This window comes from Microbacterium sp. B19(2022) (assembly GCF_012030385.1).
Classification (GTDB): domain Bacteria; phylum Actinomycetota; class Actinomycetes; order Actinomycetales; family Microbacteriaceae; genus Microbacterium; species Microbacterium oxydans_B.
Genome location: NZ_JAAUVO010000006.1, coordinates 59,724 through 73,691 on the forward strand (window position 1 = coordinate 59,724; position 13,968 = coordinate 73,691).

Annotated in this window: 10 protein-coding genes; 6 read left to right on the plus strand and 4 right to left on the minus strand. The window is 68.0% G+C overall.

What is annotated here, in order from left to right:
• Positions 1-4 precede the first annotated feature (4 nt).
• Both HCX50_RS19850 and HCX50_RS06915 read left to right on the plus strand, forming a co-directional pair.
• Positions 5-292, plus strand: a complete 288-nt coding sequence (locus HCX50_RS19850) for a hypothetical protein (RefSeq protein ID WP_091036134.1) — start codon at positions 5-7, stop codon at positions 290-292.
• Between the two features lie 2 nt (positions 293-294).
• Complete coding sequence (locus HCX50_RS06915; protein WP_091036136.1) at positions 295-1,011, plus strand: alpha/beta hydrolase; 717 nt, start codon at positions 295-297, stop codon at positions 1,009-1,011.
• Between the two features lie 22 nt (positions 1,012-1,033).
• On the opposite strand, the gene HCX50_RS06920 is transcribed toward HCX50_RS06915, so the two are convergent.
• A complete protein-coding gene (locus HCX50_RS06920; protein WP_167633433.1) occupies positions 1,034-2,095 on the minus strand; it encodes an AI-2E family transporter in 1,062 nt (353 codons plus the stop codon).
• A 180-nt stretch (positions 2,096-2,275) separates the two neighbouring features.
• On the opposite strand from HCX50_RS06920, the gene HCX50_RS06925 reads away from it, so the two are divergent.
• Both HCX50_RS06925 and HCX50_RS06930 read left to right on the plus strand, forming a co-directional pair.
• Positions 2,276-4,213: a glycosyl transferase gene (locus HCX50_RS06925; RefSeq protein WP_140403372.1), complete on the plus strand. Its 1,938-nt coding sequence runs from the start codon at positions 2,276-2,278 to the stop codon at positions 4,211-4,213.
• On the plus strand, positions 4,210-5,145 hold the full coding sequence (locus HCX50_RS06930; protein WP_167633435.1) for a tetratricopeptide repeat protein: 936 nt from the start codon (positions 4,210-4,212) through the stop codon (positions 5,143-5,145). The genes HCX50_RS06925 and HCX50_RS06930 overlap by 4 nt, the downstream gene beginning before the upstream one ends.
• A gap of 28 nt (positions 5,146-5,173) precedes the next feature.
• Here HCX50_RS06930 and glgB read toward each other — a convergent pair whose 3' ends face one another.
• The 3 genes from glgB to glgX form a co-directional block, all read right to left on the minus strand.
• The gene (gene glgB, locus HCX50_RS06935) at positions 5,174-7,378 is read right to left on the minus strand and encodes a 1,4-alpha-glucan branching protein GlgB (protein ID WP_167633437.1); all 2,205 of its coding nucleotides are present in this window, start codon (positions 7,376-7,378) and stop codon (positions 5,174-5,176) included.
• Positions 7,375-9,447 (minus strand): alpha-1,4-glucan--maltose-1-phosphate maltosyltransferase, encoded by a 2,073-nt coding sequence (locus HCX50_RS06940; RefSeq protein WP_337749162.1) that lies wholly within the window; start codon positions 9,445-9,447, stop codon positions 7,375-7,377. Before HCX50_RS06940 ends, glgB begins: the two co-directional genes overlap by 4 nt.
• A gap of 65 nt (positions 9,448-9,512) precedes the next feature.
• Complete coding sequence (gene glgX, locus HCX50_RS06945; RefSeq protein ID WP_167633438.1) at positions 9,513-11,585, minus strand: glycogen debranching protein GlgX; 2,073 nt, start codon at positions 11,583-11,585, stop codon at positions 9,513-9,515.
• A gap of 100 nt (positions 11,586-11,685) precedes the next feature.
• On the opposite strand from glgX, the gene HCX50_RS06950 reads away from it, so the two are divergent.
• Positions 11,686-12,861 (plus strand): cysteine desulfurase family protein, encoded by a 1,176-nt coding sequence (locus tag HCX50_RS06950; RefSeq protein WP_167633440.1) that lies wholly within the window; start codon positions 11,686-11,688, stop codon positions 12,859-12,861.
• 9 nt (positions 12,862-12,870) lie between these two features.
• Positions 12,871-13,968 (plus strand): tRNA 2-thiouridine(34) synthase MnmA, encoded by a 1,098-nt coding sequence (gene mnmA, locus HCX50_RS06955; RefSeq protein ID WP_091036152.1) that lies wholly within the window; start codon positions 12,871-12,873, stop codon positions 13,966-13,968.

Consider the following 13,968-nt stretch of genomic DNA (forward strand, 5'->3'; position numbering starts at 1 on the left):
AGCGATGCCTCGCTCACGCCGACGCCCTCCTGCGCGCCCTGAAGCCGACGACTCGTTCGATCGGATGCTCGCCGGCTGGAAGCGCTCGGAGACCCGTCGTGGCAGCGAGTGGACCGTGCAGCCGGTGTCGTCCGCTCAGGCGCAGAAAGAATACGTCTGCCCCGGTTGTGCGCAGCCGATCGTCGCGGGAACTGCACACCTGGTCGTCTGGCGAGCTGACGGTGTCTTAGGCGATGCTGCAGATCTCGCCGCGCGTCGGCATTGGCACACACACTGTTGGAGGATGGCGTGAGCATGGAGATTCGAGGGCCGCTGGAGCTTCCCGCTCAGCGTGAGGATATCGAGCTGACGACTGCAGACGGTCTCACGCTGGTGGGCGAACTCTCCATGCCGGAGCATGGGTCGCCGGTGGCGACGCTCGTGACTTTGCACCCGCTGCCCACCGCGGGTGGTTTCATGGACTCGCACATCATCCGCAAGGCGGCAGCGAGGCTTCCTGCGCTCGCTGACCTGGCGGTCCTGAGGTTCAACACGCGGGGGACCACGTCGCCTCGCGGCACGAGCGACGGCGCGTTCGACGGCGGCGCGGCGGAGCAGTTCGATGTGGCGGCGGCCATGGACTTCGTCCGGGACCGGGCGCTCCCGAGCCCCTGGCTCCTCGGCTGGTCCTTCGGCACCGAACTGGCGCTCAAGTACGGTCGCGACCACGACATCGCGGGGACCATTCTGCTGTCCCCGCCGTTGCATCGCGCGACGGACGCCGAGGTCGCCGCCTGGGCTGACAGCGATGTCCCGGTCGTCGTGCTGGTACCGGAGCTTGACGACTACCTGCGCCCGGATGAGGCTCGCGAACGCTTCGCCTCCATTCCCCACGCGCAGCTGATCGCTGTCGAGGGCGGGAAGCATCTGTGGGTCGGCGAGACGCAGACGCGCCGCGTGCTCACGGAGATCGTGGCGGCGGTGAACCCGTCGGCTCTGCCCCTGGCTACGCACTGGCCGCCGACGGACTGATCGAGCTCCGAGGCTCCGCGCCTCAGAGCTCGTTCATCCGCGGGATGAGCACCTGTCGATAGATGATCAGGATGCTCGCCGCAACGGGGATCGCGATGAGCGCACCCAACAGTCCGAGCAGGCTGCCGCCGGCGAGAGCCGCAACGACGACCACTGCTCCGGGTACGGCGACCGCGCGGCTCATGATGCGCGGCGAGATCACGTACGCCTCGATCTGCATATAGACGAGGTAGTAGATGGCCGCGGCGATCGCGATCCCGGGGGACCCGAGCCCGGGGATGAGACACACGAGGACGATGATCGTGGAACCGGTCAAGGTCCCGACGAGCGGGATCAGTGAGAAGAAGAAGGCGATGATCGCGAGGACCGCAGGGAACGGCGCATCGATGATCGAGAGGTAGATGGCGCTGAGGACGCCGTTGATCACGCCCTGAGTCACCTGCCCCATGACGTAATACCCCACGGAATCGGTGATCTGCTCCGACAGGTCGATGAAGCGGTCGCGCTTCGACGACGGGGCGAGCTGGTAGACAGCGCGCTTGAGCGACGGCGTCGAGGCGGTCAGGTAGATCGTCAGGATGAGGACGATGAACGCACCGAACAGTCCGCTGAGCACGGCGCCGCTGGCGACGAGGACGCCCTGGCCGATGGACCCGCCGATCTCGGCGAGGTTCGTCGTCAACCAGTCCGTGACATAGGTGAAGACATCATCGACGAGCAGGTTCGGGAAGGTGTCCTGCATCCACTCCTTGAGATCGGGGATCAGGTTGCCTCGTGACACGATGGCCGAGATCTGGGCGATGAGCTGCGAGATCTGATCCACGAGCACGGGGAGGATGATCAGCACGATCCCGCTGAAGATCGCGAGGACCGCGAGGATCGTCACCAGCACGGCGAGCCACCGCGGGAGCCTGCGACGTTCCAGGAAGGACACGAGCGGATCGAGGCCCAGACTCAGGAACAGCGCCGTGCCGACGTAGAGCAGGACGCTGGAGAGAGTCTGCACGCTGTTGATCAGGAGGATCCCCAGCCCCACGCCGAGCGTCGCCACGAGGGCGGTGCGGAACGGATTGTGGATCTTCATGCGACGACTCCTCGAAACGGCTGCAGCAAGGTTATCCAGACGTCGAGCCACGTCGCGCGCGACGTGCCGGTTCAGCCGGCACTGCACGTGTACGTGGGCAACACTCAGCTGATTTCGCTAGTCTGAAATGTCGAGTGTTGCGTCGCGGGCAGGTGCCGGTGATGCGTGAGGAGACTATTCGTGCGTTTCGTATGGGCCGTGGTGGCCTTCGTGCTTGCCGCCGTGCTGATCGGCGCGGGGATCGCCCAGCGCACCTTCGTGGGGCCCGACTCGCAGCAGACGCAAGTCGAGATCGATGAGCCCGCGCCGTTCGTCCTCCTGGACGGAGACGTCCTCCGGACGAATCCTGGCGTGCAGACGCTGATCGTGCGCGGTCAGGGCGACATCTTCGGCAGCTATGGCAGGACAGCCGACATGGAGGCCTGGCTCGCGGATTCCGACTACAACCACGTCACGGTGGACGACGACGGCGGCTTCGCTGTCGAGCACGTGTCGGCGGCAGAGGCTTCAGACGAGACCGACGGCGGCGACGGCACCGCCGAGGAGGGCGATCCGGCGACGGGCCGCGATCCGCGGGGCTCCGACCTGTGGCTGGACTCCTTCCAGAAGGAGAATCGCCTCGTCGCGGACAACATGCAGCTTCCCGAGGGGACGAGCATGCTGGTGGCCTATGACGGCACGGAAGACGCTCCCGATGACATCGTCGTCTCCTGGCCGCTCGACACGACGACGCCGCTAGCGGGACCGCTCATGGTGGCCGGCGGTATCGTCCTGCTGATCGGACTCGTCCTGTACGTGCTCGGTATCCGCCACCAGCGTCGTGGACGCGGGCCGCGCCGAAAGGGCCCCGGCCCGCTCCCGGCGACCGAACCGATCGACATCGCGGTGCTTCCTCCGGAGGAGCGCGCGGCGATCGAAGGCTCGGCGGAAACGCCGACGTCTGCAGAACGCACCCCCTCGGTGGATGCTCCGGAAACCGACACCGAAGACGCGGAGATCGTGGACCCCGAGGAGAACGATTCGAAGACGTCGATGCGGGCCAAGACCCCCGCGCGTCGTCGCCGGCTGCTGGCGATTCCCGCACTCGGGTTGACCGCCCTCCTCGCTGCCGGCTGCTCAGCCGATTCCTGGCCGCAGTTCGGTGATGCCTCTACATCGCCTTCCCCGAGCCCGACCGTCATCGCTCCGGACAACCAGAAGCCGCCGGCGGTGACGGAGGCACAGGCCAAGCGCATCCTCCAAACTGCTTCGGAGACCTTGGTGGAAGCCGATACCGCAATGGACGTCGACCTCGCGGGGACGCGTCTCGAAGGCCCGGCCCTCGCCGCGCGCACCACCGAATACGCCCTACGCGCGAAGATCGCGGACAAGGCCCCTCCGGCGGCGATCCCGACCGACGACGTCGAGGTCGTGCTTCCGGAAGCGACCGACGTCTGGCCGCGAACGGTTCTCCTGCTCTCGAAGAGCAAGGGCGACGACACTGTGCCGCCCGTGCTGCTGACGATGACCCAGGCGGATCCCTGGTCGAACTACAAGATCAGCAACATGGCCGAGATGGCGGCGGATGCCGTGTTCCCCGAGGTCGCCGCGACCTGGCTCGGAACCTCACTCGTCCCCGCTGACTCCGCCTTCCTCACCATCCCTCCGGCGGAACTCGCACCAGCCTTCGCCGACGTGGTGGACGCGGGGGAGAAGAGCGAGTTCTACGGTCAGTTCGACGACCTCGCGCTGACGTTGGCGAAGTCCCTCACCGACAGCCGCCAGGTCATCGTGCAGGGGCTGGCAGACAAGGGAGCGGCCAAGACGTCCAAGGTGGCGTTCGACATGGCGCCCACGACCGACGAGCCGATCTCCATGACCACGCTCGACAGCGGTGCGATCGTCGCGGTCTCTCTGACCGATACCGAGACGGTGACTCCGACGTCGTCGGACGTGGTGATCCGGTTCGGAGACAACGCAGAGGCCAAGGCCCTGACGGGCGCGACGGAATCTGCGAAGGGCGTCGAGACGACGTATGAGTTCCAGCTGTTCTTCTCGGTCCCCGCCCAGGGATCGACGGAGCAGATCAGGCTCCTGGCAGTCCACCAGGACCTCCTTTCCGTGAAGGTGATCAAGTGAGTGAAATCTCTCCGACCGCGCTGCGTGGCGCGGTGGACCTGTCGACCCTCCGCAACCGGCCGGCGACGCCGCCCGAGGGGGCTCCAGCCCCCGGTGCGGTCGATGTCGTCGTCGATGCGACCGACGAGACGTTCGGGCAGATCCTCGAACTCTCGCGCACGGTTCCCGTCGTCGTGGATCTGTGGGCCGAGTGGTGCGGACCGTGCAAGCAGCTGAGTCCGATCATCGAGAAGGTCACTCGTGAGCTCGGCGGCCGGGTGCTGCTCGCCAAGGTCGATGTCGACGCGAACCCGCAGCTCGCGCAGAGCTTCCGCGCGCAGTCGATCCCGATGGTGGTGGCGCTGATCGCCGGGCAGCCCGTGCCGATGTTCACCGGTGCGGTGCCGGAGCAGCAGGTGCGCGATGTCTTCGCCCAGCTGCTGCAGGTGGCAGCGCAGAACGGTGTCACCGGGTCGCTCTCGGTCGACGCGGATGCCGATGCCGATGCCGAGGCGTCGTCGACGCCGGAGGAGCCGGAACTTCCCCCGCTGCACGCCGAGGCGTTCGCCGCGATCGAGGCAGGAGACTACTCCGCCGCGATCCGCGCGTACGAGAAGGCCCTCGCCGAGAATCCGCGCGATGAGGAGGCGATCGCAGGTCTCGGCCAGGTGCGTCTGCTCGACCGCGTGCAGGGACTCGACCTGCAGGCGGCACGCGCGGCGGCCGCCGAGGGACCGCTCGACGTCCAGGCGCAGTTCGACGTGGCAGACCTCGATCTCGCCGGCGGTCATGTCGACGACGCCTTCGCGCGTCTGCTCGACCTGTTCGCCCAGCTGCCGTCCGACCAGCGCACCCCGGTACGGGAACGGCTGATCGAGCTGTTCGGCCTCATCGGCACGGGCGACCCGCGAGTGGTGGCCGCCAGGAACCGGCTTTCTTCGCTCCTGTTCTAGCCGTCGGAGGTTCCGGCGCGCGTCCCCGTCATCCGTGGCTCACGGTAGGCACGTGGGGGTCCGACTGGTGGCGTAGCCACAGCGTCGACAGCGCAGGAAGGGTCATCGTCGCGGTCGGGGCGCTACCGTCCTCACCGGCGGCGAAGACCATGCCCAGGTTCCCCGAACCTCGTCCGCCGTACTCGGCGGCGTCGGTGTTGAGCACTTCCTGCCAGACACCGTCCTGCGGAAGCGCGAGTCGATATCCCGCACGCTCGACCCCGGCGAAGTTGCTCACGACGACGAGGCGTCCGCCGTGGGCATCCCGCCGCTCGAAGGCGATCACGGTCGGGTCCCAGCTGGGCGCACCGAGGCGGTGGAAAGACGATCCGTCGTTGTCCCGCGCCCACAGGGGGGATTGGGATCTGTAGGCGCGGTTCATCGCGCCGACGAAGTCCTGCAGCTGCGCGTGCGACGGCTGGTCGAGGAGCCACCAATCCAGCTCACGCCCTTCGGACCACTCGGCGAGCTGACCGAACTCCTGGCCCATGAACAGGAGCTTCTTCCCGGGGTGCCCCCACATGTAGGCGAGGTACGCGCGGACGTTCGCGAGCTTGTGCCAGTGGTCGCCGGGCATCTTCGCCATCAGGCTGCCCTTGCCGTGCACGACTTCGTCGTGACTGATCGGCAGCAGGTAATTCTCGCCGAAGGCGTAGACGAAGGAGAAGGTCATCTCGCCCTCGTGGTGCGCGCGGTACATCGGGTCGCGAGAGATGTACTGGAGCGAGTCGTTCATCCAGCCCATGTTCCACTTGAAACCGAACCCCAGGCCGGCGTGGTCGGTGGGTGCGGTGACGCCGGGGAAGCTGGTCGACTCCTCGGCGATCATCATGATCCCCGGGTGCAGTCGGTAGGCCGTGGCGTTCACCTCCTGCAAGAACCGGATCGCCTCGAGATTCTCCCGGCCACCGTGGATGTTCGGTTCCCATTCGCCGGCTTCGCGGGAGTAGTCGAGGTAGAGCATCGACGCGACCGCGTCGACGCGCAGCCCGTCGACATGGAACTCCCTGAACCAGTACAGCGCATTGGCCACGAGGAATCCCCGAACCTCCGGACGCCCGTAGTCGAAGATGAGCGTGCCCCAGTCCTGGTGCTCGCCGCGGCGGGGATCGGGGTGCTCGTACAGGGGCTGGCCGTCGAAGCGCGCGAGAGCGAAGGCGTCTTTCGGGAAGTGCCCGGGAACCCAGTCCATGATCACGCCGATGCCGGCCTGGTGCAGCCGATCGATCAGATACCTCAGGTCGTCCGGGGTGCCGAACCGGCTCGTGGGCGCGTAGTAGCCGCTGACCTGGTACCCCCAGGAACCTCCGAACGGGTGCTCCGCCAACGGCATGAACTCGACATGGGTGAATCCGGCATCCGTGACGTGCTGGATCAGCGGCTCGGCGATGTCCCGGTACCCGAGGCCCTCACGCCAGGAGCCGACGTGGATCTCGTAGACCGACAGCGGCTGCGCGACGGCGTGGGTCGCGGCACGACGGGTCATCCATGCGCCGTCCGCCCACTCGTACGACGACGAGGTCACGACGGACGCCGTGTTCGGCGGCACCTCGGCGGCGAGCGCCATCGGATCGGCTTTGAGTATCCAGGCGCCGTCGCGGGTGCGGAGCTGATACTTGTACCGCGTGCCTAGGGGGAGGCCGGGGATGAAGAGCTCCCAGACTCCGCTCACGCCCATCGAGCGCATGGCGTGGGCGTCGCCGTTCCAGTCGTTGTGGTCGCCGACGACGCGCACGGCTGTGGCGTTGGGAGCCCAGACGGCGAACGCGACGCCCTGCTCGCCGTCCCACGTGCGCGGGTGCGCACCCAGCGCCTCCCAGAGGCGTTCATGCCGCCCCTCGGCGATCAGATGGAGGTCGAGGTCTCCAAGGGTCGGACGGTGTCGATACGGATCGCCGGAGAGCGTCTCCTCGTGATCCGCGTACCGCGTGGCCAGCCGATAGGGGAGAGGGGGACCGACGTGCTGCGCCTCCCAGATTCCCTGCGCCACGTGCGCGAGCTCGAGTCGGCTGCCGTCGCCGAACACCGCTGCCGCCCCGGCGGCGAGCGGCCGTCGGGCGCGGATGACGGTGACCGTGCGGTCGGCCGCGTCTTTGTGGGAGTGTGCGCCGAGGACGGCGTGCGGATCGTGGTGCGTGGCCGAGGAGATCGCCTCCCACTCGGTGGATGCGGCGACATCTTCTGTGTAGCTCATGCTCGCTCCCTCACCTTCAGGATGTGCACCGGCTCGGCGAAGGCGTCGAGCCGCACGTAGTTGTGATCGTTCCAGGTCCAGACGGCTCCGGTGAGCAGGTCCTCGACCTCGAACGGATCGCCGAGCGGAATGCCCCATTGGGTGCTGTCGAGGTGCACGGTCGTCTCGCGTACGGAGTGCGGGTCGACGTTCGCCACCACGATGACGGTATCCGCGCGTCCAGTACCGGTGAACGGCGCGGGGAGGTGCTTGCTGTACACGAGGACGGCATCGTCGTCGCTCCAGTGCGCCCGGAAGTTCCTGAGTTGCCGGAGTGCGGGGTGAGCCGCGCGGATCTCGTTGAGCCGCCGCAGCAGGGGAGCGAGCGATTCGCCGCGGGCCTCCGCGCCCGACCAGTCGCGGAACTTGAACTCGTACTTCTCATTGTCGATGTTCTCTTCGGAGCCCGGCCGTGCCACGTTCTCGAAGAGCTCGTAGCCGGCGTACACCCCGTACACGGGCCCTGCCGTGGCGGCGATGCAGGCTCGGATTCGGTATGCCGCACGACCGCCGAACTGCAGGTATTCGGTCAGGATGTCATGCGTGTTCACGAAGAGGTTGGGCCTCATGTAGTCCGAGGTCTCCTGCGATACGGAGGTGAGGAATTCCTCCAGCTCGCTCTTGGTGTTCCGCCACGTGAAGTAGCTGTAGCTCTGCTGGAATCCGACGGCGGCCAGGGCGCGCATGACGGCGGGGCGGGTGAAGGCTTCGGCGAGGAAGATCACGTCCGGATCCACGGTGTTGATCTCACGGATCAACCACTCCCAGAACTGCAGGGGTTTGGTGTGGGGGTTGTCGACCCGGAAGATCTTCACCCCTTGAGCCACCCAGTGCCGCACGACCCGCAACATCTCGGCTGCGATGCCCTCGGGGTCGTTGTCGAAGTTGAGCGGGTAGATGTCCTGGTACTTCTTCGGCGGGTTCTCGGCATACGCGATGGTGCCGTCGGGGAGGGTCGTGAACCATTCGGGATGCTCACTCACCCAGGGGTGGTCCGGGGACGCCTGGAGCGCGAGGTCGAGTGCGACCTCGAGACCGTTTCCCTGAGCCGCGCGCACGAAGGCGCGGAAGTCGGCGGCGGATCCCAGGTCGGGGTGGATCGCGTCGTGGCCGCCGTCGGTGGAGCCGATCGCATACGGGGACCCGGGATCGCCGGGCTCTGCGGTGAGGGTGTTGTTGCGCCCCTTGCGGTTGGTGGTCCCGATCGGGTGGATCGGAACCAGGTACACCACGTCGAAACCCATCGCGGCGACCTCCGGCAGACGCTTGGTCGCCGTGCGGAACGTCCCGCTCTTCACCGTGCCGTCCTTGAGCCGCTTGGCCCCCTCTGATCGCGGGAAGAACTCGTACCAGGCACCGACGCCCGCCGCGCGACGGTCCACGTTGAGCGTGTGCTGCTCGGTGGCGGAGCGCAGAGTCGTCAGGGGACGGGCCCGGAAGATGTCGGCCAGACCGGCATCGGTGGACAGCGCGAACGCCGTCGCGCCGCCCCCACTCTCCAGCGACCCGGCGTCCGCGAGCAGACGCTTCCGCTGCGCCGCGGGGCGATCCTTCTCCGTGGCGGCCCTCGTGAGTAGCTCTGCTCCGAGCGCGGCCATCACCGGTACATCGACACCGGCAGCGACCTTCAATTCCGCGGCGTGAGCCCAAGTCGCGAAGTCGTCGGAGAAGGCTTCGAATCGGTAGCGCCACGCACCCTGCTCGTCGAGCGCGATCTCGGCCGACCATCGGTCCGTGCCGTCTTTCCGGGCGGTCAGCCGGTGCAGGCTCTCCTCGCCCGACGGCGACGTGAGGCGCACATGCACACCGATGATGTCGTGCCCTTCGCGGAACGAGACCACGGTGAACGGGACGACCTCGCCCACGAACGCCTTCGGCGAGAAGCCGCCGGGCACAGCGGGGGTCGGATCGAGCAGTGGGATGCGGGTGGAGCGAAGCGAGCCCGGCACGTCCGCATCGCCGAAGGCGCGCGTCGGGATCTGAGTGGGGCTCCGAAGAGCCGAGGACCGAGTACCAGCACGTGCAGCCACATCCCGAATGTACCGCGCCGACGTGGTCGCGGGTAGCGCGCCGCGTGGTGCGTCGGGAGCCGGGCTCATTCGACGCGGAACAGCCTCATCGACGTCCCGGACACCGGTAGCACATCGCCGGGCGCGAAGACCTCCCCCTCGTCGGAAGGGCGCTCCCGAGCGCTCGACCACAGGGACACGAAGCGGACCGCGCCTTCGATCTCGTCGGGCAGACGCACGTCGATGGGGGATTCCGTTCCGTGCACGATGAGCAGGATGCGGTTCTCGGCCTCTGTGTCGGGGGTGGACGCGGCGACGTACTGGAGCGTCCTGTTCCCGGGGTCTGCCCACTGCCCCTGCTCCATCGTCTCGCCGTTCTGGTCGTACCAGTCCATGACCGAGGCGTTCGGGATGTGCTCACCGAGCCGCGCGTAGCGGCTGGGGCGCAGCGCCGGGTTCTCCTGCCGCAATCGGATCAGGCGGGCGACATGTGCACGGAGGTCGTCCTGCCAGGGTTCGAGATCCCATGCGAGCCAGGTGAGAGCGGAGTCCTGAGCGTAGGCGTTGTTGTTGCCGCGCTGAGTGCGTCCGACCTCGTCACCTGCGGTGAGCATCGGGATCCCGGCCGAGAGGAGCAGCGTCCCGAGAAGGTTGCGCATGGCCTTGCGTCGCGCGGCGAGGATCGTCGGGTCGTCGGTCGGGCCCTCGACACCGTGGTTGAACGCGCGGTTCATGTCGGCACCATCGCGGTTCTGCTCGCCGTTCGCCTCATTGTGCTTGACGTCGTAAGAGACGAGGTCGTGCAGAGTGAAGCCGTCGTGCGCCGTGACGAAGTTCACGCTGGCGAGCGGACCCCGGTCTTCGCTGAACGTGTTCGAGGATCCGGCGAGTCGGGTCGCGAACCCGCCGATGCCCACCGGGGCGGAGGCCCGGCGGGCATAGTCGATGTCGCTGAGCCAGAAGTTGCGGACGCGGTCGCGGTAGCGGTCGTTCCACTCGTGCCATCCCGACGGGAAGTTACCCGTCTGCCACCCGCCGAGGCCGACATCCCAGGGCTCGGCGATGAGCTTGGTGTCGGCGAGGATCGGATCGTCCGCGATGGCCTGCAGGAGCGGATGCTCAGGCGTGTAGGTGTGGGCGCCGTCGCGGGCGATCGCCGTGGCGAGGTCGAAGCGGAAACCGTCGATCTGCATCTCCTGCGCCCAGTAGCGGAGGGAGTCGAGAACGAGTCTGGCCCCGGCGTCGGTCGACGTGTCGAGCGTGTTGCCGCACCCGGTGGTATCGACGTAGACGCCGGACTCGTCCTGCCGGTAGTAGCTGGCGTTGTCGATGCCGCGCAGGCTCGAGCGGGGACCGCCGATGCCCTCCTCGGAGGTGTGGTTGTAGACGACGTCGAGGATCACTTCGAGCCCGGCCTCGTGCAGCAGCCGCACCATTCCCTTGAACTCGGCGAGGACGGCCTCCGGCCCGTCTTTGCGCGCGTCCTCGGTCGCGTAGGCGGTGTGCGGGGTGAAGAAGTTCAGGGTGTTGTAGCCCCAGTAGTTGGTGAGTCCGCGTTCGAGAAGTCGCGGCTCCGGCACGAAGGCGTGCACGGGGAGCAACTCGATGGAGGTGATGCCCAGCGAGTGGAAGTACTCGATCATCGCGGGATGGGCGAGGCCCGCATAGGTGCCGTGCAGGGCGGGCGGCACATCGGGGTGACGCTTGGTGAGTCCCTTGAGATGCCCCTCGTAGATCACCGTGCGGTCGAGGGGGATACGCGGCTTCCGGGAGTCGCCCCAGTCGAAGCCGTCGACGATGACGACCGAACGCCACTCCTCGTATCCGTCGCCCTGGGCGAGACCGCGCGCGTACGGGTCCAGCAGCAGCGTCTCCGGGTTGAAGGTGTTCCCGGGGCCGTGGGGTCCGCCGACGCGTACGGCATAGCGGACGCCGGGCTGCAGCAGCTCCGTGGTGATCTCCCAGATTCCTCCGGCCAGCCGTTCGAGCGGAACCTCGTCGGTCGCCCAGTCCAGGTCGGTGGCATCGAACACGACCAGCTCGATCGACGAGGCGTTCTGCGACCAGACGCGCAGGGTGCCGACGCCGTCGTGCAGACGGACGCCGAGGTTGTCGAGGGTGGTGCCGCCGGGCACGGTGATGTCTCGGGACGCGGGCATGAGTACACACTAGGCGCGATGTGTTGCAGTCTCATGTCAGGGCGGACCGGGTTCCACGGACGAAGACCCGGCAGGGTGGGTTTCGCGAGAGAATTGAAGGATGCGGCACTATCTCGACCATGCGGCGACCACGCCTCTGCGCCCCGAAGCGCGCGACGCCTGGCTGGCCGCCACGGAGACCGTCGGCAACGCATCGTCCACGCACGGCGCCGGCCAGGACGCCCGCCGCCTGCTCGAGGAGTCCCGCGAGCGGGTCGCCGCGGTGCTCGACGCCGACCCGATCGAGATCGTGTTCACCTCGGGGGGCACCGAGTCGATCAACCTGGCACTGCAGGGACTGTGGCGGGCACGCCCCGCCGGCACGACCGCGATCGTCATGCCCGAGGCCGAGCACCACGCCACCATGGACACCGTGGCCGCGCTCGTGGAAGATGGCGCCGATCTTCGCCGGGTGCCGGTGACCGCACAGGCGCGGATCGAGCCGGAGCAGTTCGCTCAGCGGCTTTCGGGCGCCGCTCTCGCCACCGCGCTCGTCGCGAACAATGAGGCGGGCACGATCAACGACGCCGAGGGGCTGTCCATCACCGCCGCGACGGCGGGCGTGGCACTGCATCTCGATGCCGTGGCGGCCCTCGGACATGTGCCGCTGTCTTTCCGCGATCTGAGGGGAGACGCCGCCGGGGGAGTCGGACTCGTGGCCATGAGCCTCGCCGGGCACAAGATCGCGGCGCCCGTCGGCGTCGGGGTTCTCGTCGCTGCACGCACGGCCCGCGTGACCGCGTTGCTGCGCGGCGGCGCGCAACAGCGCGGGCTCCGAGCCGGAACCCAGGACGTCGCGGGTGCTGCGGCGTTCGCCACCGCGCTCGAGCTCGCCGAGATCGAGCGGACGGGGGAGGCGGCGCGACTGCGCGCACTGCGCGACCGTCTCATCTCGGGCATACGTTCCGCCGTCCCGGAAGCCGAGCTTCTGGGCGATCCGACGGACCGCTTGCCGGGCAACGCGCATGTGCTCTTTCCCGGTGCGGTGGGGGAGAGTCTGCTGTTCCTCCTTGACGTCGCCGGGGTCGCGGCGTCGACCGGATCGGCGTGCCAGGCGGGCGTCGCCGAGCCGTCGCACGTCGTGATGGCGATGGGGCGGAGCGAACGCGATGCGCGCAGCGTGCTGCGATTCTCGCTCGGCCGGACGTCGACGGACGCTGATGTCGAGGCGGTGCTCGCCGCGATCGGCGATGCCTATGCACGAGCATCCGGCGCCGGCACAGGCGCACGCTCGTAGACTGTTCCCATGCGGATTCTTGCGGCGATGAGTGGCGGCGTCGACTCCGCCGTCGCGGCAGCCAGAGCCGTGGAGGCGGGGCACGATGTGGTCGGCGTGCACCTGGCACTCTCCAGAGCCGGTGGAACGCTCCGCACGGGCAGTCGCGGGTGCTGCACCATCGAGGATGCACTCGACGCCCGCCGGGCCGCCGACCTGCTCGGCATCCCCTTCTACGTGTGGGACTTCTCCGAGCGGTTCCGCGACGACGTCATCGAAGACTTCATCTCCGAGTACCAGGCCGGACGCACGCCCAACCCCTGCATGCGGTGCAACGAGAAGATCAAGTTCGCGGCCCTTCTGGAGCGCGCGATCGAGCTCGGCTTCGACGCCGTGTGCACCGGGCACTACGCCACGCTCGTGGACGGTGCCGACGGACTGGAGCTGCATCGTGCCTCGGACAATGCCAAGGATCAGTCCTACGTCCTCGGCGTGCTGACCGCGGAGCAGCTCGCACACACCTACTTCCCGCTCGGGTCCACTCCCTCGAAGGCGATCGTTCGCGCCGAGGCGGCAGCACGCGGCCTGACCGTCGCCCAGAAGCCGGACAGCCACGACATCTGCTTCATCCCCGACGGGGACACCCGTGGGTGGCTCGCCGAGAAGGTCGGCACCGCTACGGGCGAGATCGTCGATCGCAGCGGAGAAGTCGTCGGATCGCACGAGGGGGCACACTCCTTCACGGTGGGACAGCGACGCGGGCTCAAGCTCGGTGTGCCTGCGGCGGACGGCAAGCCTCGATTCGTGCTCGAAGTCCGACCGGTGTCGAACACCGTCGTCGTCGGGCCCAAGGAGGCTCTCGCGATCGCGGAGATCGCGGGGGAGCGGTTCAGCTGGGCCGGGGCCGCGCCGACGGAGACCTCCTTCGAGTGCCACGTGCAGATCCGCGCGCACTCCGAGCCGGTCGCTGCACGTGCGATCGTCTCGGATGACGGGGTCCGGGTGACGCCCGAGGTCCCGCTCGACGGCGTCGCGCCGGGACAGACCGCCGTGCTCTACGTCGGCACGCGGGTGCTCGGGCAGTTCACGATCGACACCACGGTGTCGGCCGTCCCTGTCGGCGCGTAG